Below are 23,449 nucleotides of genomic sequence, written 5' to 3' on the forward strand. Positions count from 1 at the left end.
ATGAACTCTTCCTTTGAATCTCTGATTGAACAGTATCCCTTACCCATTGCCGAACAGTTGCGCCACTGGGCGGCCCGTTATGCCTCGCGAATTGCCGTCGTTGATGCAAAGGGATCGTTAACCTACAGCGCGCTTGATGCACGGGTCGACGAACTTGCCGCAGGTCTGTCATCACTGGGTTTGCGTTCGGGGGAGCATGTAATTGTGCAGCTTCCCAACGACAACGCGTTTGTTACCCTGCTGTTCGCCTTGTTAAGACTGGGCGTTATCCCCGTGCTGGCGATGCCCTCGCAACGGGCGCTGGATATCGACGCGCTGATTGAGCTGGCGCAACCCGTCGCTTACGTTATTCACGGGGAAAACCACGCAGAGCTGGCCCGACAGATGGCGCACAAACACGCCTGCCTGCGTCATGTTCTGGTCGCAGGAGAGACCGTGAGCGACGATTTTACGCCGCTCTTCTCCCTTCACGGTGAGCGACAGGCGTGGCCGCAGCCTGATGTTTCCGCCACCGCGTTGTTGTTGCTCTCAGGCGGCACAACCGGCACGCCCAAACTCATCCCGCGCCGACATGCCGACTATAGCTATAACTTCAGCGCTTCCGCTGAACTGTGCGGCATCAGCCAACAGAGCGTATATCTCGCCGTCCTCCCGGTGGCGCATAACTTTCCGCTGGCCTGCCCCGGCATTCTGGGTACGCTTGCCTGCGGCGGAAAAGTGGTGCTGACCGACAGCGCCAGCTGTGATGAGGTGATGCCTTTAATCGCGCAGGAAGGGGTGACTCACGTCGCCCTGGTTCCGGCGCTGGCGCAATTATGGGTGCAGGCCAGAGAGTGGGAAGACAGCGACCTCTCGTCGCTGCGCGTCATTCAGGCAGGCGGCGCCCGGCTCGACCCGACGCTTGCTGAGCAGGTTATCGCCACCTTTGACTGTACCCTGCAACAGGTCTTCGGTATGGCGGAAGGCCTGCTCTGTTTTACCCGGCTGGACGATCCGCATACCACCATTCTCCACAGTCAGGGGCGCCCGTTATCCCCTCTGGATGAAATCCGCATCGTTGATCAAGACGAGAACGACGTCGCGCCGGGCGAAACCGGGCAATTGTTAACGCGCGGCCCTTATACCATTTCGGGCTATTACCGCGCCCCTGCTCACAACGCGCAGGCCTTTACCGCGCAAGGGTTTTACCGCACAGGCGACAATGTCAGGCTGGATGAGGCGGGGAACCTGCACGTTGAGGGGCGCATAAAAGAGCAGATCAACCGCGCCGGAGAAAAAATAGCCGCGGCTGAAGTGGAATCGGCACTGATGCGTTTAGCGGAAGTGCAAGATTGCGCGGTGGTCGCCGCGCCGGACACGCTGCTTGGCGAGCGGATTTGCGCGTTTATCATCGCGCAGCAGGTGCCAACTGACTATCAGCAGTTGCGTCAACAACTGACCCGTATGGGGCTCAGCGCGTGGAAAATTCCTGACCAAATCGAGTTTCTGGACCACTGGCCGCTCACCGCCGTCGGCAAGATAGACAAAAAACGCCTGACGGCTCTCGCCGTCGACCGTTATCGCCATTCTGCCCAATAAGCGCAAACCGACCCGAAACAGGTTGAAATAAACCCGTTTCGGGTAGCACCACTATTAGAAATAGTTATCATTTTCAATTCACCATTGTCGGTATTTTTGGCGTTTCGCCGTCTTACAGGGACTCACAACAATGAAAATGACACGGCTTTATCCTCTGGCCTTGGGGGGATTATTGCTCCCCGCCATTGCTAATGCCCAGACTTCACAGCAAGACGAAAGCACGCTGGTGGTTACCGCCAGTAAACAATCTTCCCGCTCGGCATCAGCCAACAATGTCTCGTCTACCGTTGTCAGCGCGCCGGAATTAAGCGACGCCGGCGTTACCGCCAGCGACAAACTCCCCAGAGTCTTGCCTGGGCTCAATATTGAAAATAGCGGCAACATGCTTTTTTCGACGATCTCGCTACGCGGCGTCTCTTCGGCGCAGGACTTCTATAACCCCGCCGTCACCCTGTATGTCGATGGCGTCCCTCAGCTTTCCACCAACACCATCCAGGCGCTTACCGATGTGCAAAGCGTGGAGTTGCTGCGAGGCCCACAGGGAACGTTATATGGCAAAAGCGCTCAGGGCGGGATCATCAACATCGTCACCCAGCAGCCGGACAGCACGCCGCGCGGCTATATTGAAGGCGGCGTCAGTAGCCGCGACAGTTATCGAAGTAAGTTCAACCTGAGCGGCCCCATTCAGGATGGCCTGCTGTACGGCAGCGTCACCCTGTTACGCCAGGTTGATGACGGCGACATGATTAACCCCGCGACGGGAAGCGATGACTTAGGCGGCACCCGCGCCAGCATAGGGAATGTGAAACTGCGTCTCGCCCCAGACGACCAGCCCTGGGAAATGGGCTTTGCCGCCTCACGCGAATGCACCCGCGCCACCCAGGACGCCTATGTGGGATGGAATGATATTAAGGGCCGTAAGCTGTCGATTAGCGATGGTTCACCAGACCCGTACATGCGGCGCTGCACTGACAGCCAGACCCTGAGTGGGAAATACACCACCGATGACTGGGTTTTCAACCTGATCAGCGCCTGGCAGCAGCAGCATTATTCGCGCACCTTCCCTTCCGGTTCGTTAATCGTCAATATGCCTCAGCGCTGGAATCAGGATGTGCAGGAACTGCGCGCCGCAACCCTGGGCGATGCGCGTACCGTTGATATGGTGTTTGGGCTGTACCGGCAGAACACCCGCGAGAAGTTAAATTCAGCCTACGACATGCCGACAATGCCTTATTTAAGCAGTACCGGCTATACCACCGCTGAAACGCTGGCCGCATACAGTGACCTGACCTGGCATTTAACCGATCGTTTTGATATCGGCGGCGGCGTGCGCTTCTCGCATGATAAATCCAGTACACAATATCACGGCAGCATGCTCGGCAACCCGTTTGGCGACCAGGGTAAGAGCAATGACGATCAGGTGCTCGGACAGCTATCGGCAGGCTATATGCTGACCGACGACTGGAGAGTGTATACCCGTGTAGCCCAGGGATATAAACCTTCCGGGTACAACATCGTGCCTACTGCGGGTCTTGATGCCAAACCGTTCGTCGCCGAGAAATCCATCAACTATGAACTTGGCACCCGCTACGAAACCGCTGACGTCACGCTGCAAGCCGCGACGTTTTATACCCACACCAAAGACATGCAGCTTTACTCTGGCCCGGTCGGGATGCAGACATTAAGCAATGCGGGTAAAGCCGACGCCACCGGCGTTGAGCTTGAAGCGAAATGGCGGTTTGCGCCAGGCTGGTCATGGGATATCAATGGCAACGTGATCCGTTCCGAATTCACCAATGACAGTGAGTTGTATCACGGCAACCGGGTGCCGTTCGTACCACGTTATGGCGCGGGAAGCAGCGTGAACGGCGTGATTGATACGCGCTATGGCGCACTGATGCCCCGACTGGCGGTTAATCTGGTCGGGCCGCATTATTTCGATGGCGACAACCAGTTGCGGCAAGGTACCTATGCCACCCTGGACAGCAGCCTGGGCTGGCAGGCGACTGAACGGATGAACATTTCCGTCTATGTCGATAACCTGTTCGACCGTCGTTACCGTACCTATGGCTACATGAACGGCAGCAGCGCCGTCGCGCAGGTCAATATGGGTCGCACCGTCGGTATCAATACGCGAATTGATTTCTTCTGATCCTTTAAATAAACAGGGATGCCGTCACGGCATCCCTGATGCGCTTATCCCACCCAGGTTATCAATTGCCACATCCCCCCTGCCTCTTCGTCTATGATGTACGTTTAAGAGGATGCTATGGGTGTACAGAAATCTTCGCCTGAAAAGGTAGTATTGGAAGGTGTTATCCCTGGAACATCCCGTCTATCGCCCCCTCATTTGCGATGCAAACAACAATTGATCTTTACCCATTCAAGCTAAACCTGATTACTCAGTAAAACCAGGCAATGTCTTTTCCTTGTTTCGAAAACGATTTCCTTAAATGTGCGCTTATGGTGACTAAAAACTACACTTGTACTTAAATTTAAGTGTACACTCTTTACGAAAACGTTTTCGATAAATAACGGCAGGAGATGAGTATGAGCTGGAGTGGACGTGCAATACGCTCGACGATTGATAAAAGCGGTGAACTTGTGCTGTCTCTGGAGCAGGTCGAACTGGCCGAACCGGGCGACGATGAGGTGATCGTCAGGATCGAGGCGACCCCGGTTAACCCCAGCGACAGCGGCATGCTGTTAGGCCCGGCGGATCTATCTGATATTCGGGAATTCGACAGCCGTGTCACGATGACTGTCCCATCAGAACGTCTGGCGGCTATCGCTGGCCGCCTGGGACAACCCATGCCTGTTGGAAACGAAGGCGCGGGTACCGTCGTGGCCGCAGGGAAAAATGCACAAGCCTTTATCGGTAAACGTGTCGGGATGTCCGGTGGTGGTATGTACGCCGATTACCGCAGGACAGATATGCACAATCTGATTGTGCTGCCCGAGGGCGTGGAAGCAGCCGATGGCGCCTCTATTTTTATTAATCCACTCACCGCACTCGGTTTTGTGGAGACGGCACTTCGGGAAGGCCATAAAGCGCTTGTTCATACCGCAGCGGCATCGAATCTTGGTCAGATGCTACAGCGCATCTGTCTGGCCGATGGTATTCCGTTAATCAATATCGTGCGCACCACTGAGCAGGAAAAGATCCTGCGCGAACTGGGTGCGACTTATGTGCTCAACAGCAAAGAGCCTGATTTTGCTGCCCGGTTGACCGATGCGATTGAAGAGACCGGCGCGACCGTTGCTTTTGATGCCATCGGCGGCGGCAAACTGGGTATTGAAATTATAAATGCTATGGAGCGCGCGGCCGCCCGCAAAACCGCAGCCTATAGCCGCTACGGTTCCACTCTCTTTAAGCAGCTGTATATCTATGGCGGGCTGGACAGTGCCCCGACAGTCCTCGATCGTGGCGGGCTCGGCTATGCCTGGAGCATATCGGGATGGCTGCTGTTTAACTATCTCAACACGGTTTCCCCGGCGGTTCTTCAGCGACTGCGCCAGCGGATCGTCGATGAACTGACGACCACCTTCGCCAGCCGCTACACGCGGACCATCGGCCTGGCCGATCTGCTTGATCCTGATGTCTTACGCGCGCTTGAACGCAAAGCGACGGGCGAAAAATTCCTGATTGATCCGCGAGTGGGCTGAATGCCCACCTGTGAAAAAACCACTTTAACCAGAATAAGCCTTCTCATGAGGCATGGAGAATCCGCATGACAAATTTAGTGAAAATTATCCGGTTCCACGAAAAAGGAAGCGCAGATGTTTTACGTATCGATGAGCTCACTCTACCAGAACCAGGTCCGGGTGAAGTTCGCCTGCGGGTAAAAGCCATTGGGCTGAACCGCGCCGAGGTGATGTTCCGCGAAGGGCAATATTTCCTGGAACCTACTCTACCATCAAACATTGGTTATGAAGCCTCCGGGATTGTCGAGGCGGTTGGCTCGGGCGTGGATGCCGGGCTTATCGGGAAAATCCGCTCCACAGTTCCTGCTTTCCCACTTAATCAATACGGCGTGTATGGCGAAGTCGCTATCGTGCCCGCCGAGGCGCTCGCCGCGTATCCTGAGCGCTTATCATTCGAGGAAGGAACAAGTATCTGGATGCAGTACATCACAACCTACGGGGCGCTGGTGCATAACGGCCATGTCACCAAGGGCGATTACGTCGTGCTGACAGCAGCAACCAGCTCCATTGGGATCGCGGCAATTCAGATTGTTAAAGCAGAGGGTGGGATTGTCATCGCGACCACGCGCGGCGCCGACAAACGGGATGAACTGCTTGCTGCCGGGGCGGATCACGTTATCGTGACTAGCGAAGAAGACGTTGCAACCCGAATTATGGAAATCACCCAAGGCGCTGGCGCGCGGATCATTTTTGATAGCGTAGCTGGTTCCGGTCTGGCCGAACTGGCGCGCGCGACGGCCAAAGATGGCCTGATCATGATTTACGGTAACCTTGCGCCGGAACCGACACCGTTCCCGATTTATGAATCCTGGGGTCAGGGAGCGCAGGGTAAACCATTCAAAATGATGGGCTATACCATGTTCTCAATTACCGGCGACCCGGTCGCGCTCAAAAACGCGGAACGCTACATTTTCGAGAAGCTGGAGAGCGGGCAGCTGAAACCGCGCATCGACCGCACCTTCCCGCTTTCCGAAATCGCCAATGCACACCGCTATATGGAAAAAGGTCAGCAAATCGGGAAAATTGTTGTCGTGATTTGAGGTTGAGCCTTCGTAAAAGGAGATTGCGAATCAGCTTATCTGCACTTCGCTGATTTGGGCGCGTTGATTCCCAAATTATTTCCATAGACAAATAAAGCCACCTGTATCTCAGGTGGCTTTATTATTATTCGATTTCCGTTACCCGGATTAATTTTCGGTTCAGGAATTCCCCCATCCCGATTTCCGATAACTCGCGCCCGAAGCCGGAGTTTTTCACACCGCCAAACGGCAGGCCCGGAGAGTCAGCAAAACAGGAGTTGATATAAACCATCCCGGAGTCAATATGCGACGCAATGCGCTGCGCGTTTTTCGTATCAGCATCAAAGACGTAACCGCCCAGGCCGTAAGGCGTCGCGTTTGCCAGACGAATCGCCTCTTCTTCGCTGTCGACAACATAAAAAGAGAGTACCGGTCCAAAGGCTTCCTGAGTATAGAGTGGGTTAGCCTCAGTAATATCCGTAATAATGGTCGGTTCAAGATAGAAACCCGGACGGTCGACTCTGTTGCCACCAAAAACAATGTTTGCCCCTGCCGCTTTCGCCTCTTCAATCTGTTTCAGCAGCCCCTGCAACGCACGTTCGCTTACCAGCGGGCCGAGCAGCGTCGACGCATCCTCAGGATCGCCAACGTTGATTGCCGCAAACTTCTCTTTGAGCGCCTCCAGCATGCGTTCGCCACGCTCGCGGCCAATCACAATGACGCGCTTAATATTGACGCAACCCTGCCCCGAGTTCCAGGTACGCCCCATCACAACCTGCTCTACAGCATGATCCAGCGGCGCGCCCGGCATAATAATCGCCGGATCGCTACCGCCCAGCTCAAGAATGACCTTCTTCAGATTTCTCCCGGCACGTTCGCCAACGGACGTTCCCGCCCGCTCGCTGCCCGTCAGCGCGACCCCGCGCACCCGGAAGTCGTCAATCAGGCTGGCAATCTGATCGATACTGCAAAACAGGTTGGTGTACGCCCCTTCCGGCGCGCCCGCCTCCTCAAACAACCGTGCGAACGCCAGTGCACACTGCGGGACGTTTTCCGCGTGTTTGAGCATAACGACATTACCGGCGATGAGCTGCGGCGCCGCCACGCGCACCAGCTGGTAATAAGGGAAGTTCCAGGGTTCGATCGCCAGGATAACCCCGATAGGTTCGGAGAGTAACGTCGCACCTGGCTCGCCTGGAATGGCCTGTGCCGCGAGCAAACGCTCACCGTTGGTGGCATAGTAGTCGAGAATATCCGCGACTAAATCAATTTCCATATAGCCAAAGCGCGTCACTTTACCCATTTCAAGCGTCGGGTAGGTCACATACTCATCGCGTTTCTCACGCAGGATTTTTGCCGCCTTGCCGACAATCGCAGCACGCTCAGCCACAGACCGTAAACGCCAGTCGTCGCGATAAAGCGTGTCGGCTTTTTCCAGAGCGGAAAAGACCTCAGCATCGGTCTGCAACGGGAAAGTTTTGAGTAATTCACCTGTTGCCGGGTTAATACTTTGAAAGCTCATAAAGGCTCCTGATCATAAATGCATAAGAGAAAATATAGGGGAACGGCGAGCCTGGGCAAACCGCATCATTTTCCCCTGTCCGTTTTATATTTAGCGAAAACGTTTTCGTAAGAAATTAAAAATAAAGTCATCGTGTTCAGGCAACAGGAGCCTGAACGAACCGTACACAACCCGCGATCGGCGCGTGCCATTTAACAGCATACCGGGTATAAATTTCGGCCTGCGGGGAAAACTCTCCAGGGTTATCGAGCGTGCCGGCCTTAACCAGTAACATGCCGGGCATATTTGTCGCTTCGGTTACCACTGGCGAGCCGCATTCCCGGCAGAAGTGGCGGTGTGACGGCAGTCCGCTGTCGCCTGTATCGGTAAAGCATGCCGTTACTCCCTGCTGTTCATAATCACTTTTTTCCACCAGAAGGTTAACCGAGAATGCACTTCCGCTCGCTTTCTGACAATGGGTACAATGACAAACCACCACCGAGCGGGGCGGTGTTTTCATTCTGTAGCGGACGGCACCACACAGGCATCCTCCTTCCACCAACGTCATGTTCTTTCTCCTTTGTTAATTTTATCGAAAACGTTTTCGATAATTAAGTAAACAATACCCTGACCGTGTGTGGCCGTCAAGGCAGGGAAATTGGCAGGTTATACTTTCTGGAAAAATTCACTACCGTGTGAGGAGCGCAGGATCAGCTCGGGCGACCACACCTCCTGTAGTGTTTCGACCGGTTTACCGTTCATGTGCGCCAGAAGCAGCTGGACCATTCGCTGGCCCGCTTCCTGGGTTGGCGCGGAAAAGGTGGTTAACGGCGGATTCAGGTAAGGTCCGAGCGGGTGGTTGTCGCAACCAATAATTGCCACATCGGTACCGGGGCGCTTTCCGGTTTCCACAATGGCCTGCATCGCGCCGCTGGCAATCAAATCGTGGCCGCACATGATCGCCGTTGGCGGATTTTTCATCGCCAGCAGCTTTCTGGCACCCGCTAATCCGCCTGTTTCGGACAGCTCCCCGTCAACAATCAGAGCAGGATCAAAAGATAGATTTGCGGCATCCAGCGCCGCCATGTAGCCTGCCCGCAAGTGGTGGCTGAGCATGAGGTAGTCTGGAGTATTGAGAAGCCCGATGCGGCGGTGCCCCAGGCCGATAAAGCGCGCGGTGCCGTTGCGCCCGGCAACAGTGCGGTCAATATCAACGAACGGGAAAGGATTGCCCGTTTCACTTCGTCCGAGAGTGGCAAATGGCACGCTGCGATCCTGCAAAAACTGGATTCTGGCATCCTCTTTACGCGTTCTGCCAAACATCACCGCATCAACACGCTGTTGTTCAACCAGGCGTCTGAAGCTGTCTATCTCCGATTCAATGCTTCTTCCGGTGACAATAACCAACTGATAAGGCGTTTTTTCCAGTTCCTGGTCGATTCCGGCCATTAGATCGAGAAAAAAAGGTTGTGCAAAGTGGGCCTGAGGATACGAAAGCACAAACCCGATGGTTTCCGACGTTCCGCTGCGCAAACGCCGTCCCGCCGGATCGGGCGAGAAGCCCAGTTCAGACGCGGCGGCAAGCACGCGTTGCTTCGTGGCTTTACTCACATCCTCCCGGCCATTCAGCGCCTTGGATACCGTAGAGACGGACAACCCGAGGTGCTGTGCCAGTTTTACGATATTGATCCTTTGCTTCATCCCATGCCACCAGAATTGATTGATTTATCGAAAACGATTTCGATTAAATATAACAGATTGGCTTTTTTAAAACTATCAGGATGCCCTGTCCCCACATCATTAGTACCGTGCGGACATTAGCAATGTCCCCTCCTGGCACAACACAGTCAGTCTAAAGCGCCGTCAGGTCTGCCATAATCGTACAGCAGACCTTATACCTGAAAGCCCATTCCGAACCGCATTCTGGACGTTCTAGCGCAACAGTATCTTACCCAGCAGATAAGTTGTTGCCTGTCCGCCGATGTGGACTCGATCCCCCACTCGCTGGCAGCGTAAATCTCCGCCACGTTCGGCGCCCTGGTGCGCCAGCATCTGCGTTTTTTTCAGTTTTTCAGCCCAGTATGGAATTAGCATGCTATGTGCTGAACCTGTAACGGGGTCTTCCGCCACGGCTTCTCCCGGGCAAAAGAAACGGCTGACAAAATCGTATTTCTCTTCGCCGGGCGCGGTTATGCAAACCATTTTTCCCAGAGGGAGCATGGCATTAATGTTCGGGCGTAGCGCTTCTACCTGCCGTTGATTATCCAGCACGACCATGTAATCACGCGCCACGCGCACTTCTTTGCATTCTGTGATGCCCAACGTTTCCAGCAATAAGGACGGCGGCACGACGGGCTCGGTTTCCCAGGCTGGAAAATCAAGCGTCAACCACTCGCCGCTGCGTGCTACTGTCAATGGGCCAACAAACCGGGTATCAAAATGGATAGTCGCGCCCGGGTAATCAAGATGTTCAAAGATGACGTGCGCGGCAGCAAGTGTGGCATGCCCACACAGATTTATTTCCCCTTGAGTGGTAAACCAGCGCAACTCGAAGCCGTTTTCATTTGGGACAAAAAAAGCCGTTTCTGACTGGTTATGCTGTTTGGACATTTTCAATAATGTCTCATCAGGCAACCACTCGGTGAGCGGACACACGGCTGCGGCATTGCCGCCAAAAGTAGCCGTGCTAAAGGCATCAACCATGTAAAAATCAATTTGTTGCATAGCGCAAACCTCGAATCATTCTTTGAGCCCCCCCACTCTACCATGCCTCGACAACGCGCAATCTCGTATTTTTCATCGTTTGATGTTCGGCTTCGGCGCCATTCCGTTGCTGGCGGTGTATCCCAATACCAGACGACATTTAAACAACGTCGCAACACCCCATTGACCTTCAAGTGAACTTTAAACTTATACTTTGAAAAGGCCAATGGGCCGGGACACTCGTCTGAAATTGTCGAAGAGGAAGTGAGATGCAAACGATTCTGGGGGCAAGCGGACAGATTGCCCGGGAACTTGCTCGCGAGTTAACGCATTCTTACAGTGCTGAACTGAGGCTTGTAAGCCGTAATCCACAGAAGGTAAATGACAGCGATAGCCTTATGCCCGCTGATTTACTGGATGCCAGTCAGACACTGGAAGCGGTTAAAGGAAGCCGCATTGTCTATTTTGCGGCGGGTCTGCCGCCGGATGCCGACCTCTGGGAACAGCAGTTTCCGGTAATGCTGCAAAACGCGCTGAACGCGTGTCGGACAGTGGGGGCAAGTTTTGTTTATTTTGACAATACTTATATGTACCCACAGGACAGCAGATTGCAGACCGAGGAAACGCCGTTCCTGCCGTCAGGGCGCAAAGGGCGGGTTCGGGCCCTGATGGCAAACAAAGTGCTGGAGGAGATGCGCCGGGGCGACATCCCTGTGCTTATCGGGCGCGCGCCCGAGTTTTATGGGCCGGGAAAAACCCAGAGTTTTACCAATGCCTTAATTTTAGACAGACTTAAAGCAGGGAAAAAACCACGCGTGCCATTACGTGACGACACGTTACGTACGCTCATATGGACCCCCGATGCCAGTCGGGCTTTAGCGCGTCTTGGCAACACCCCTGATGCCTTCGGTCAGACGTGGCACCTGCCCTGTTGCGATGAACGGCTCACCTATGCGCAGTTCGTTTCTCTGGCCTGTAACGTGTTCGGGAAAGAAACGTCATGGTCTGTCCTGAGCAAATTCGCCTTGTTCGCCGCCGGTATCTTTTCCAAAGGCCCACGGGAACTCCGGGAACTCCTGCCCCGCTATCAACATGATAACCTGTTTGATTCATCAAAATTTAAGCGGCGATTCCCGGACTTTCAGATAACAACGTACCGTCAGGGACTGGAAACCCTTTACCGTGAATGGAAAGCGCCACTCACCGTAAAGAAAGACAAATAAACAACCACGCAGGTGGTATCGCTAATCAACCCCTGACATTAAACAGGTAGAATCAGATGAAACTCATTGAGATAACAGAAGCTGGCGGCCCTGAAGTTCTGAAGGTAAGCCAGGGAAAAATGCCGGAATGTGGTGAGAACGATGTCCTGATCTCAGTTAAAGCGGCCGGCGTGAATCGCCCGGATATTATGCAGAGAGAGGGAAAATATCCCATGCCAGAGGGTGTTACGCCGGTTCCAGGGCTGGAAGTCGCGGGTATCGTACACGCAATCGGGAAAAACGTTGCTCACTTTTCAGTTGGCGATCGCGTCTGTGCGCTCACCAATGGCGGGGGATATGCAGAATTTTGCGCCGTTCCGGCAGGTCAGGTATTGCCTGTCCCACAAAATTTAAGTTTTACAGAAGCAGCTGCGCTCCCGGAAACATTCTTTACGGTATGGGCCAATCTTTTTTCGTTGGGAAAAGTGAAAAAAGAGGATGTTGTTTTGATCCACGGTGGCGCAAGCGGCATAGGGACGACCGCGCTGGCGTTGTGTAATGCCATGAATATTAAAGCGTTCAGCACCGTCGGAAGTGACGATAAAATTCCGTTCCTGCAACAATATGGGGAAGTCATTAACTACAAAACCCATGATTTTGAAGAAGAAATCCTCAGCAGAACCGACGGAAAAGGCGTTGATGTTATTCTTGATATTGTCGGCGCCGCTTATTTTAACAAGAACCTTCGCCTTCTTAAAAAGGACGGTCGGCTCGTACTGATTGGATTTATGGGGGGCAGGATGGTTAAGGAATTTGATATCCAGGAACTGATTCTTAAAAGAGCGGTGGTAACCGGTTCAACGATGAGGAGCCGGGACGCCGCTGAAAAGGAAGAAATCGCCCAACAGCTCATACAAAAAGTATGGCCTTTAATCGAAGCCGGAAAGTGTAAACCCGTCATTCACCAGACAGTTAAATTTGAGGATGTCCGTCAGGCACATACATTACTGGATGCCGGAACTCATATCGGTAAAGTTATCCTTACCCTTGAATAAACACAGAGGGCGGGAGCATCCCCTGTCCCGCCCTGAGCAATTATACAATCCTCAGCGGGCCAGCCCCTGGTAACCGGGTTATCAGATTTGCGCCCATTAACGTTGCCGGCGTGTAGGCCCCTCCTGCAACCCGGTTCATCATCAGGTGCTCAACCACCGCTAACGCCCCCATAATGGTCAGGGTATAACCATTCGGTGTACGGATACGGGCGGTTTTTTTGTCGCCACGGGCGTTGATGGCCTCTCCCCACACAAAAGAGGGCGTCTGTTCACGTTTTATTTCTCCGGGGCCTTTCACCGTTCGGGATATATAAGCCTTGAGGAGCTTCTGAACCCACGCCAGTCGCAGCAATGGCCTGATGTAGTTTGCTCTCCGGGCCTGGGAAATCATGCGCGTCGACCCCGGCAAAAAGACCTGAATGTCTGGAATACCTGTCGTGTAATACGCCGTGGACACGTCCCCCCAGGGGATTGTCATTGCGTCCTTCTCGCCATCGCCGAAGTCAATACGGCGAACTTCATAAGCAAGCGGCACGGTAATGATCTTCCCTCCTCGCCGAATTTTTCCGCCCTGCGCCAGCCCCTCGATCGCCGTTTTCGCCGTACCCGGAGAAAAAACAGAGCGTGAATCGAATCCCAGGTTGAGGCGGATCGCATCCGGCAGGGCCTCCTTCAGGGTGGCCGCCACGCAGTCCGTAGGAATAACGTCAAACCCGACGCCGGGGCACAATACAACACCGGCATCCCGGGCACGGGTATTCAGCAGTTGTGCCGCCTCGAACACGTCAATCTCCCCTGTAATATCAAGATAATGGGTTCGGGTTTGCAGGCAGGCCTCCATCAAAGGCGCCGCAGTGGCGGAGAACGGCCCCGCACAATTTAATACCAGAGCACACCCTTCGAGCTGTCTGAGCAGTTCAGCCGGGTTATCAAGGGCGAAGGCGTGAGCCTCAAGCCCGAGATTGCGAGCCAGAGAGTCTATCGTTTCTTGCCTGCGCCCCGCCAGAACTGGCCTGAATCCTCGCCGTACGGCCTCACGGGCAATCATTTCTCCGGTGTAACCGTTCGCGCCATAGATCATCCAGCGCAGAAATTCTGGATGGGAATGTTGCTCATTCATTGCATTAACCCCTTTAATAAATAAATTGCCCGGCTTACGTCACAGCATAACCTTAAAGTTAACTTCAAGGTCAATATCCCCCGTCATACTTCACATTGCATGTACGTTGGTTGCGCCGTAACGGTGACAGTTCAAATCTGAGCCAGGAGGTATAACGTAATGATTAAATTCACCAGCGAATGATAAAGCCAATACCATTACTTTTATTCCGCCTTATTTTTATTCGTCATTGATTGTCAGACGGCAAAATAACGATTAAAATAGTTTCTATCGCATTCACCCTTCGTTGAATCCTTCTCATTACATCTTCAGAGAAATCGTCAGTCATGATTATCAGACCAGAGCAACATTGGTTTTTTCGATTATTTGATTGGCATGGCTCGGTATTGTCAAAAATAACATTTCGGTTATTTTTAAACCTTGTCATGTCAGCTATCGCAATTATCATTTATCAATGGTATGAGCAACTGGGCATCCACTTAACCGTTGCCCCTTTTAGCCTGCTGGGGATCGCAATCGCTATCTTTCTCGGCTTTCGCAACAGCGCCAGCTACAGCCGTTTCGTTGAGGCACGGGGACTGTGGGGAACCTTACTGATTGCCGAGCGTTCCATCATCCGTCAGTTAAAAAATTTGTTGCCGAATGACGTTGAGCTACATAAAAGAATTTCAGGTTATCTGATTGCCCTTTGCTGGAGCCTGAAACATGAATTACGCAAAACCGACGCCGGATATGATATGTACCGAATTCTGCCCCGGCATATTCTTACCCAGGTCATGTTCAGCCCGATGAAAACCAACCGGATATTATTATTGATCGGCGATGAAATGGCAGCATTGCGTGAACAAGGCAAGCTGAGCGATATTACATTCGGCCTCATCGATAATAAAATAGATGAAATCGCCCACGTTATTGGCGGCTGTGAACGAATTGCAAATACCCCGGTACCGTTTGCTTATACATTAATACTCCAGCGAACCGTTTATCTTTTTTGTACCCTTCTTCCTTTTGCGCTGGTTGGCGACCTGCATTACATGACGCCATTCGTGTCCGTTTTTATTTCCTATACCTTTTTATCCTGGGATTCCCTGGCGGAAGAACTTGAAGATCCCTTTGGCACATCGGCTAACGATTTACCGCTCAACGCGATTTGCAACACCATTGAGCGCAATCTGAAAGAGATGACCGGGCAACAACCCCTGCCGGAGCCGCATCAGCCCGATCGCTACTTCAATCTGACCTGAGTCCATTGCCCGCTATCCACCAATGTACGACAGGTTTTGCGTAATGCCGGTGTTCCCCTGATGTAAAAAATGCGTCTGTTTTTTATGCGTCAGCGCATCGGCAATACGCATCTTAAGGGCATCCTGCTGCGTATCGTCTTGCAGCACGTCTCGTAAGTCGACCCCGCCATCACCAAAAAGACATAAATGCAGTTTGCCGATGGAAGAGACGCGCAGCCGGTTGCAACTGGCGCAGAACGTTTTTTCATAGGGCATGATCAGGCCGATTTCGCCTGCAAAGTCCGGGTGGCAAAAGACCTGTGCCGGGCCATCACTGCGCTGGCGAATCTGGCGCACCCAGCCGCGTCGCAGCAGTTCATCACGCAGCACCGCGCCCGAAATATGATGGCGTTGAAACAGCTCGCTGCCCTCACCCGTTTCCATCAGTTCGATAAAGCGCAACTGAATGCGACGAGGCTTAATCCAGGCCAGAAACGTGTTCAGTTGATGATGATTCACATCGCGCATCAGAACCGTATTCACCTTAACCTTTTCAAAACCGGCGGCAAACGCCGCATCAATACCGTTCATCACGTCCTGAAATTTATCCTGCCCGGTGATGGCATAAAACTGGCGAGCGTCCAGACTGTCCACGCTGACGTTGATGGCGGTTAATCCGGCCTCACGCCAGCGTGCGACGTCACGCGCCAGGCGATAGCCATTGGTCGTTATCGCAATCTGGCGAATCGCCGCATTTTCACGCACCGCCGCGATAATATCGATAAAGTCGCGGCGTAAGGAGGGTTCCCCGCCGGTAAGACGGACTTTTTCCGTACCCAGCGCGGAGAACGCGCGGGTGACGCGGCGAACTTCATCCACCGACAAGAATGACTTGTTGCTCACGCCGCCGGGTTTGTACCCGTCTGGCAGACAGTAGGTACAACGAAAGTTGCACACATCGGTAACGGACAGACGTAAATAGGTGAATTTACGCTGCCATGAGTCCATAAGCGGTTGCATAGATAACCTCGGGAGACAACGAACAGGCAAGCCACATCACGCTGATGTGGCCTGAGACAGGAAGTAAGACGTGTTAGTGGGTTTTCATCCCCGCCGCCAGCATCAGCAGCTTAAACCCGGATGCGACGACGGCCAGCGCCATAACGCTTGCCGCCCAGATGATGACCATCCAGCCCACCCTTTTCCACCAGGCGCGTGGGGCGGTATCCGCAGGTTTAGCGTGCTCTGTGTCTGATAGTGAAGCCATTAATGATACCCCTCATCAGGATTAATTTTTCCGCGAAAGACGTAGTAACTCCAGCAGGTGTACATCAGAATCACCGGGATAATCAGTAACCCGCCCACCAGCATAAAGCCCTGGCTTTGCGGCGGTGACGCGGCCTGCCAGATAGAGATCGACGGCGGAATGATATTGGGCCAGATGCTGATGCCCAGCCCGCTGAATCCCAGGAAAATCAGTCCAAGGGTCAGCATAAACGGCCCATAGCTCGCTTTGCGGTTATAGGCGGAACGCACAATTCCCCAGCAGCAAACCAGCACTAACAGCGGGACAGGCGTAAACCAGATGATCTCTGGCAGGCTGAACCAGCGTTGAGCAATCGCCGGATGCGTCAACGGCGTCCACAGGCTGATAATGACGATGATCGCCAGCAGCAGCAGCGTCAGGATAATCGCCTTCTCCGACATGCTTCGGTGCAGCGGGCCTTCCGTTTTCATGATAAGCCAGGTGCAGCCCAGTAACGCATAGGCCACCACCAGCCCCACGCCGCAGAACAGCGGGAAAGGCGCCAGCCAGTCCATCGTCGAGCCGCTGAACGCCCGTCCGGTTACCTGCAAGCCGTTAACCAGCGTTCCCACGGCGACGCCCTGGCTGAAGGTTGCCAGCACAGAACCGCCGATAAAGGCTTTATCCCAAAGCGGACGGTGTTCCGGCGTCGCTTTAAAGCGAAATTCAAACGCCACGCCCCGGAAAATCAGCCCCAGCAGCATGGCGGTTAACGGCACGCTGAGCGCATCGACAATCACCGCATAAGCCAACGGAAACGCGCCATATAACGCCGCGCCGCCCAGCACCATCCAGGTTTCATTGCCATCCCAGACGGGAGCCACGGTATTCATCATCATGTCGCGCTCTTTCTCGTTCTTATTGAACGGAAAAAGAATGCCGATCCCCAGATCAAAGCCGTCCATCACGATGTACATCAACGTTGCGAAAACAATGATGACGAACCAGATTATTGACAGGTCGATGCCCATTTTATTCTCCCCTGCGTGTGTTCATGGGTTCGCTCACCGCCGATAACGGACGCGCTGGCGTACCCCCCTGAGCGATATCATGCGCATGCTCGCGCACTGGCCCCTTTTTGATCAGCCGCACCAGGTAGAGGTAGCCTACTCCAAAGACGGACGAATAGACGAGGATGAACGCCAGCAGGCTGACGGACATGTGCATGTCGCCGTGTGCGGAAACAGCATCACGCGTGCGCTGCAAACCGTAGACCACCCACGGCTGGCGGCCAATCTCGGTGGTAAACCAGCCCGCCAGAATAGCGATTAATCCTGATGGCCCCATGCAGAATACGAACCACAGGAAAGGACGACACTGATACAACCGGCCACGCCAGCGCAGCCACGCGCTCGCCACCCCGGTCAGGATCATCAGCATCCCTAGCCCCGCCATTATCCTGAACGACCAGAAAATGATGGTTGAGTTCGGGCGATCCTCTTTCGGGAACGACTTCAGCGCGGGCACTTGTTTGTCGAGGCTGTGCGTCAGAATCAGGCTTCCCAGATAAGGGATTTCAAGGCTGTACTTCGTTTTTTCCGCATCCATATCCGGTACGCCAAACAGAACCAACGGCGTGGCTTCGCCTGGCGGGTTTTCCCAGTGCCCTTCAATCGCCGCAATTTTCGCCGGCTGATGTTCCAGCGTATTGAGACCGTGCGCATCGCCAATCACCGCCTGAACCGGTGCGACAAACAGCGCCATCCACAACGCCATCGAAAACATCTTTCTGATCGCGGGCGTGTCGTTTCCTTTCAGCAAATGCCAGGCTGCCGACGCGCCGACGAAGAAAGCGCTCGCCAGAAACGCCGCCGTGGACATATGCAATAAACGGTACGGGAACGACGGGTTAAAGACGATGGCCATCCAGTCCACCGGCACGACAACGCCGTTCTCAATCGCGTAACCCTGCGGCGTTTGCATCCAGCTATTGGAAGAGAGGATCCAGAACGTTGAAAACAAGGTTCCCAGCGCAACCATACAGGTCGCGAAGAAATGCAGCCCCGGCCCGACGCGCTTCCAGCCGAACAGCATCACGCCCAGAAAGCCCGCCTCAAGGAAGAATGCCGTCAGAACTTCATACGTCAGCAACGGACCGGTGATACTTCCGGCAAATTGTGAAAAGCCGCTCCAGTTAGTCCCGAACTGGTAAGCCATGACCAGGCCTGAGACCACCCCCATCCCAAAATTGACGGCAAAGATCTTTGACCAAAAATGATAAAGGTCGCGATACGTTTCATTTTTGGTTTTGAGCCATAGCCCTTCAAGGACGGCGAGAAAACTTGCCAGGCCAATTGTTATTGCGGGAAAAAGAATGTGAAAAGATACGGTAAAGGCAAATTGTATCCTCGCAAGGTGAAAAGCATCTATTCCAAACATAATTCCCCCCACGGAGTCGACATTGACTGATTTATTTTGTACAACGCTTTCATTTCCAGCCTTTTTCTTTGATTAATAGCGATTTTCTGAATATTTCAGAGCAGGTGAATCTAATAATTTTCGGCGTGTTTAATTAGTCTCAAACAATTATTCAAAAAGTTCAAATAGGTTAAATTTAATAAGTGATAGATAACATTTATTATGATAATGATAAAATCCTGTTATAATTTCTTTAAATCGACAGCGCAGACGCCGCATAATCCGGGCAAACCCCGCGAATTAACTGGGTTCCACCATCTGTTATATAAAGTTTTACATAACGAATAATAAAAGATGTTGCTGTTATCTCCCGGATAGAGACAACTGTTTGTATTTATTAACCATCACCATTACCCATTTTTTAAATAAGGTTAATGGCTTTTCAAATGGATATTTGTCCGGCTGGCTTTTATTTATATAACGCGCAGCCGCTAAACGTAATTGTTAAATACACTGGAATAACCCTACCTGTTATGTAGCTATTTCAGGATGCCAATGTGACCAGAATAGTCAGGAGTTCATATGAATAAGAAAAGACGTTCAGTTCCCGGAGTCAGACACTATGACGGTCCTGCTGGCGGCTGGGGCGCGTTAAAAGCAACGGCCATTGCCGTTCGTACACAAATGGACGCGCTTGAAGCACCCGTTACCCTGTTACGCACAAATCAGCCAGACGGCTTTGACTGCCCAGGATGCGCATGGCCGGATAAAGAACATAAATCAACGTTTCAGTTTTGCGAAAACGGTGCGAAGGCCGTCACGTGGGAAGCGACAAGCAAGCGCGTCACACCGGCGTTTCTGGCCAAAAATACCGTCAGCGCGCTGCTGAAGAAAACAGATTTCGAACTTGAAGGGTATGGTCGCCTGACTCATCCGCTGGCCTATCACAAAGAAAGCGACACATTTCGCCCTGTCGAATGGGAACAGGCCTTTGCCCGCATCGGCGAAGTGCTTCGCGGTCTCTCCCCTGAACAGGTGGAATTTTACACGTCCGGTCGCGCCTCCAACGAAGCGGCATATCTGTTCCAGCTTTTTGCGCGCGAATACGGCAGCAACAATTTTCCCGACTGTTCCAATATGTGCCACGAAGCCACCAGCGTAGGCCTGCCGCGCTCAATTGGCATCGGTAAAGGAACCGTATCGCTGGATGATTTTGAAAAGACGGAACTGGTGATCGCTATCGGCCATAACCCAGGGACAAACCATCCCCGTATGATGGGGACGCTGCACGAGCTTGCGCGCCGCGACGTGCCGATTATCGTCTTTAACCCGCTGCGAGAAAGAGCGCTGGAACGCTTTGCCGACCCGCAGAGCATCATCGAAATGGCGACCTACAGTTCAACCGACATTGCCTCAACCTATTTCCAGGTCAGGGCTGGCGGTGATGCCGCCGCGCTGAAAGGCATTGCCAAACATGTGTTGCAGCTGGAAGCCGAGCGTGGCGATGTTCTGGATCGCGAGTTTATCGCCGCCCATACGCTGGGCTTTGACGATTTTGCCGCAGATATTGCCGCAACCTCCTGGGAATCCATTGAGCGCGAATCAGGTTTAAACCGTGAGCAACTGGAAAAAGTCGCGGAAGCCTACGCCAGGTCCAACGCCACCATCATCACCTACGGCATGGGCATTACCCAGCATAACAAAGGGACGGCGAACGTGCGTCTGATTGCCGACCTGCTGTTAATGCGCGGCAATATTGGCAAACCCGGCGCAGGTATTTGCCCGCTTCGCGGCCACTCCAACGTTCAGGGGAACCGCACCGTCGGCATTACCGAGAAACCGGCGCCAGAATTCCTCGAACGGTTGAGCGACGTTTTCGGGTTTGTTCCCCCGTCGAAACACGGACACGACGCCGTACAGGCGACGCAGGCCATGATCGACGGGCGCGCCAGGGCGCTGATCTGCCTGGGCGGTAACTTTGCCGTGGCAATGCCCGATCACGAACAGGGGTTCCCGGCTATGAACGGGCTGGACTTGAGCGTCCACATCGGCACCAAACTGAACCGAACGCATCTGCTGGTCGGGAAAGAGACGTTCATCTTCCCCTGCCTCGGACGCACCGAACTGGATATTCAGCGCACCGGCAGACAATCCATCACGGTAGAAGATTCTATGTCGATGGTGCATGCCTCCTCCGGCAAACTGAAACCGGCGTCGCCGTTATTGCGTTCGGAACCAGCCATTATTGCCGGAATGGCGAAAGCCACGCTGACAAACAGCAAAATCGGCTGGATGGAGCTGGTTGCTGATTACGATCTCATCCGCGAACTGATTGAACAAACCATTCCCGGTTTCGACAATTACAACGATCGTATCCGGGTGCCTGGCGGTTTCCGTATGCCGCTGCCGCCGACCGAACGCGTCTGGCCGACATCGACGGGCAAAGCCATGTTCTCCGTATTCCACGGCGTTAACGAGAACGTGACCGGCGAAGGTGAAAATACGCTGCGTCTGATTACCCTGCGAAGTCACGATCAGTACAACACCACCATTTACGCGATGGACGATCGTTATCGCGGCGTATTTGGCCGTCGTGACATTATCTTTATGAACGAAGGCGATATGGAGCAGTTAGGGCTTGAACATGGCGATCGCGTCGATATCCGAACGGCCCTGCCTGACAGCGATCTCTGCCTGGAAGATATCACCGTCGTGGCCTACAGCATTGCGGCAGGTTCTGTCGGCGCCTATTATCCTGAGGCCAATGTTCTGGTTCCGCTCAATTATATTGATAAAGAGAGCGGTACGCCTTCTTATAAATCCGTACCGGTAAATATCACCTTGCGTTCAAAAGAAATTCGCGCGCTGTAAAATTCGCCCCTTATTCATGGCGTTCTGCTGAATAAGGGGATTTATTTTTCAGCCACTGACGCGCAGAAACGGTATTGTTACGCCGCAATTCGGTTACAAAATTTATACATTTATGCAATAATGTGAACCCATGTCGTAGCGCAAACGGCTGCCGGAGCCTCTTCTTTGCCCCCAACAGACCGTCTGCCGAAGAGATGAATGATGGACATAAAACAACTCAAATATTTAATCGCGCTGGATCAGACCCGTCACTTTGGTAAGGCCGCATCGCAGTGTAATATCACGCAACCCACCCTCTCCATGCGCATTCGCAATCTGGAGGAGGAGCTTGGTCTGGTGCTTATCGTTCGCGGGCAACGCTTTGAAGGCTTTACCCCGGAAGGCGAACGTATTCTGGCATGGGCAAAATCCCTGCTGGCCGCGCACGATGGCTTACAGGCCGAGGCCGCGCTCTGCAAAGGACAGGTTGTCGGCGTGCTCCGTCTGGGTATGGTGCCGCTCGCCAGCGTCGATCCTATGCTGTTTATTCGCGAATTAACCCCCAAATACCCGGAACTGCAATTTAGTCTCTATTCCATGACCTCGGAGCAAATTGCCGAAGGCGTAAACAGCAACCAGCTGGAGCTGGGAATATGTTATCTGAATAACATTGATGTCAGTCCGTTTGATGTTATCCCGTTAGCGAAAACCCGGATGGGTCTGCTGCACGACACGCGCCATTTCAAAATAGAAAATGAGAGCCTCTCCTGGAACGATCTCATTAATTTCCCGCTGGGTTTTCTGACCAAAGGTATGCATTACAGAGAGCACATGGATATGAGTTTTAAATCAGCCGGAATCTCGCCTAAGCATATTTTCGAAAGCGATTCGACATTCCAGATTATTCAGGCCGTACAGCGTGGCATATGTTGCGCCATTATGCCGCTCAATAATGGGCTGGAGAATTTAAACAGTAATTTTCATATTACGCCGATCGTCAATTCCAACATTGAAGCCCCTGTCGGCCTGATCATGCGTAAGCAAGCGCCGGTTTCCTCGCTCGCGCTGCGCTGCTTTACGGACGCGCGCGACATCTACGCCGCCCACAACCCACAGCATTCGTAATACCCGCAATCCGCGCCTTTGCGTGGATTGCTTACACAAGCCATCCATCTTCATCATTGCAGGATTCGCACATGCCGTTTCTGTGCCGGTTTTTTTCCTTTACGGCATTTAAAAACAGTAATAATTCACGATCGGTTCTTAAGCGGAATTTCGTCATTAACGCGTTTCGATGCGCCAGCACCGTTTTCTGACCGATCGCCATTTTGTAAGCAATCTGCTTTGACGTCATCCCCGCATAAAGAAAGGCAGCGAGCTGGTTTTGTTGCCCGGTAAGCGTCTTATGCGGGCAATACCCGCAGTGGTGTACGGCATGGGGCGTTTTTGCCTGCTGTAAAGAAAACCAATGCTGCTTAATCACTCTACTGATCTTACTGACGCTTGCATTGAGCGGAATAAACACGATGTTTTCTATACAGGAGGGAATTTCTCCTCGCGCGGGAATATGTTTTTTATCCACCAGGCCAATCATCAGGCGTGGCGCACGAAATCGCATTTCAGCATGACAAATATACTGTTCACCGGGGTGCAGCATCAGAATTAAGATATCGGCACAGGCGGCGTTTGCGTGGTCATAGTCGTTAAAGGTGAGCGTGGTCCGATTCAGGTTTGGTGGAAATATTTCGCACAGTAACGCGCGCAATCCGTATTGATAAAAACGATCCTGACATCTGATGACAATATTCATGTATACGCGGCTCCGGGTA

19 protein-coding genes are annotated in these 23,449 nt (G+C 53.1%); 9 read left to right on the plus strand and 10 right to left on the minus strand.

What is annotated here, in order from left to right; genetic code table 11:
• The 4 genes from ybtE (at position 1) to OGX75_RS05695 (ending at position 6,323) form a co-directional block, all read left to right on the plus strand.
• Positions 1-1,578 (plus strand): yersiniabactin biosynthesis salycil-AMP ligase YbtE, encoded by a 1,578-nt coding sequence (gene ybtE / locus OGX75_RS05680; RefSeq protein ID WP_115609250.1) that lies wholly within the window; start codon positions 1-3, stop codon positions 1,576-1,578.
• 130 nt (positions 1,579-1,708) lie between these two features.
• Positions 1,709-3,730 (plus strand): siderophore yersiniabactin receptor FyuA, encoded by a 2,022-nt coding sequence (gene fyuA, locus OGX75_RS05685; protein WP_000784549.1) that lies wholly within the window; start codon positions 1,709-1,711, stop codon positions 3,728-3,730.
• Between the two features lie 398 nt (positions 3,731-4,128).
• Positions 4,129-5,244 carry a zinc-binding dehydrogenase gene (locus OGX75_RS05690; RefSeq protein WP_286451272.1) on the plus strand — a complete coding sequence of 372 codons (1,116 nt, stop codon included), beginning with the start codon at positions 4,129-4,131 and terminating at the stop codon, positions 5,242-5,244.
• Between the two features lie 65 nt (positions 5,245-5,309).
• The gene (locus OGX75_RS05695; protein WP_115626752.1) at positions 5,310-6,323 is read left to right on the plus strand and encodes a zinc-dependent alcohol dehydrogenase family protein; all 1,014 of its coding nucleotides are present in this window, start codon (positions 5,310-5,312) and stop codon (positions 6,321-6,323) included.
• A gap of 124 nt (positions 6,324-6,447) precedes the next feature.
• On the opposite strand, the gene OGX75_RS05700 is transcribed toward OGX75_RS05695, so the two are convergent.
• The 4 genes from OGX75_RS05700 to OGX75_RS05715 all read right to left on the minus strand — a co-directional run bounded on the left by OGX75_RS05700 (position 6,448) and on the right by OGX75_RS05715 (position 10,527).
• Positions 6,448-7,824: an NAD-dependent succinate-semialdehyde dehydrogenase gene (locus tag OGX75_RS05700; RefSeq protein ID WP_049008987.1), complete on the minus strand. Its 1,377-nt coding sequence runs from the start codon at positions 7,822-7,824 to the stop codon at positions 6,448-6,450.
• 136 nt (positions 7,825-7,960) lie between these two features.
• Positions 7,961-8,371 (minus strand): GFA family protein, encoded by a 411-nt coding sequence (locus OGX75_RS05705; RefSeq protein ID WP_104868583.1) that lies wholly within the window; start codon positions 8,369-8,371, stop codon positions 7,961-7,963.
• A 98-nt stretch (positions 8,372-8,469) separates the two neighbouring features.
• Positions 8,470-9,504, minus strand: a complete 1,035-nt coding sequence (locus OGX75_RS05710) for a LacI family DNA-binding transcriptional regulator (RefSeq protein WP_275375138.1) — start codon at positions 9,502-9,504, stop codon at positions 8,470-8,472.
• A 231-nt stretch (positions 9,505-9,735) separates the two neighbouring features.
• Entirely contained in the window at positions 9,736-10,527 is a 792-nt protein-coding gene (locus OGX75_RS05715) for a PhzF family phenazine biosynthesis protein (RefSeq protein ID WP_110494168.1), read from the minus strand.
• A 248-nt stretch (positions 10,528-10,775) separates the two neighbouring features.
• Between OGX75_RS05715 and OGX75_RS05720 the strand changes: the two genes are divergently transcribed.
• Positions 10,776-11,729 carry an NAD-dependent epimerase/dehydratase family protein gene (locus OGX75_RS05720; RefSeq protein WP_286451271.1) on the plus strand — a complete coding sequence of 318 codons (954 nt, stop codon included), beginning with the start codon at positions 10,776-10,778 and terminating at the stop codon, positions 11,727-11,729.
• Between the two features lie 56 nt (positions 11,730-11,785).
• A complete protein-coding gene (locus tag OGX75_RS05725; protein ID WP_286451270.1) occupies positions 11,786-12,763 on the plus strand; it encodes an NAD(P)H-quinone oxidoreductase in 978 nt (325 codons plus the stop codon).
• Between the two features lie 40 nt (positions 12,764-12,803).
• Here the strand turns inward: OGX75_RS05725 and OGX75_RS05730 are convergent, their stop codons facing one another.
• Complete coding sequence (locus OGX75_RS05730) at positions 12,804-13,883, minus strand: saccharopine dehydrogenase family protein (protein ID WP_230032076.1); 1,080 nt, start codon at positions 13,881-13,883, stop codon at positions 12,804-12,806.
• A 326-nt stretch (positions 13,884-14,209) separates the two neighbouring features.
• Here OGX75_RS05730 and OGX75_RS05735 point away from each other — a divergent pair, with 326 nt between their 5' ends.
• Entirely contained in the window at positions 14,210-15,127 is a 918-nt protein-coding gene (locus tag OGX75_RS05735) for a bestrophin family protein (protein ID WP_024130281.1), read from the plus strand.
• 12 nt (positions 15,128-15,139) lie between these two features.
• On the opposite strand, the gene moaA is transcribed toward OGX75_RS05735, so the two are convergent.
• The 4 genes from moaA to OGX75_RS05755 form a co-directional block, all read right to left on the minus strand.
• Positions 15,140-16,126, minus strand: coding sequence for a GTP 3',8-cyclase MoaA (gene moaA, locus OGX75_RS05740; RefSeq protein WP_286451268.1), 987 nt, complete (start codon positions 16,124-16,126; stop codon positions 15,140-15,142).
• Positions 16,127-16,199: 73 nt separating this feature from the next.
• Complete coding sequence (locus OGX75_RS05745) at positions 16,200-16,373, minus strand: DUF2474 domain-containing protein (protein WP_072271878.1); 174 nt, start codon at positions 16,371-16,373, stop codon at positions 16,200-16,202.
• The gene (cydB, locus tag OGX75_RS05750) at positions 16,373-17,383 is read right to left on the minus strand and encodes a cytochrome d ubiquinol oxidase subunit II (protein ID WP_286451267.1); all 1,011 of its coding nucleotides are present in this window, start codon (positions 17,381-17,383) and stop codon (positions 16,373-16,375) included. The genes OGX75_RS05745 and cydB overlap by 1 nt, the downstream gene beginning before the upstream one ends.
• 1 nt (position 17,384) lies before the next feature.
• Complete coding sequence (locus tag OGX75_RS05755; protein ID WP_047463330.1) at positions 17,385-18,791, minus strand: cytochrome ubiquinol oxidase subunit I; 1,407 nt, start codon at positions 18,789-18,791, stop codon at positions 17,385-17,387.
• A gap of 561 nt (positions 18,792-19,352) precedes the next feature.
• Here OGX75_RS05755 and OGX75_RS05760 point away from each other — a divergent pair.
• A complete protein-coding gene (locus tag OGX75_RS05760) occupies positions 19,353-21,641 on the plus strand; it encodes an FdhF/YdeP family oxidoreductase (protein WP_200030104.1) in 2,289 nt (762 codons plus the stop codon).
• A gap of 201 nt (positions 21,642-21,842) precedes the next feature.
• The gene (locus OGX75_RS05765) at positions 21,843-22,745 is read left to right on the plus strand and encodes a LysR family transcriptional regulator (protein ID WP_199976318.1); all 903 of its coding nucleotides are present in this window, start codon (positions 21,843-21,845) and stop codon (positions 22,743-22,745) included.
• 31 nt (positions 22,746-22,776) lie between these two features.
• Here the strand turns inward: OGX75_RS05765 and OGX75_RS05770 are convergent, their stop codons facing one another.
• The gene (locus tag OGX75_RS05770) at positions 22,777-23,430 is read right to left on the minus strand and encodes a helix-turn-helix transcriptional regulator (protein ID WP_199975927.1); all 654 of its coding nucleotides are present in this window, start codon (positions 23,428-23,430) and stop codon (positions 22,777-22,779) included.
• Between the last annotated feature and the right edge of the window lie 19 nt (positions 23,431-23,449).

The organism is Citrobacter sp. CK199 (genome assembly GCF_030333285.1).
Lineage (GTDB): Bacteria > Pseudomonadota > Gammaproteobacteria > Enterobacterales > Enterobacteriaceae > Citrobacter_B > Citrobacter_B koseri.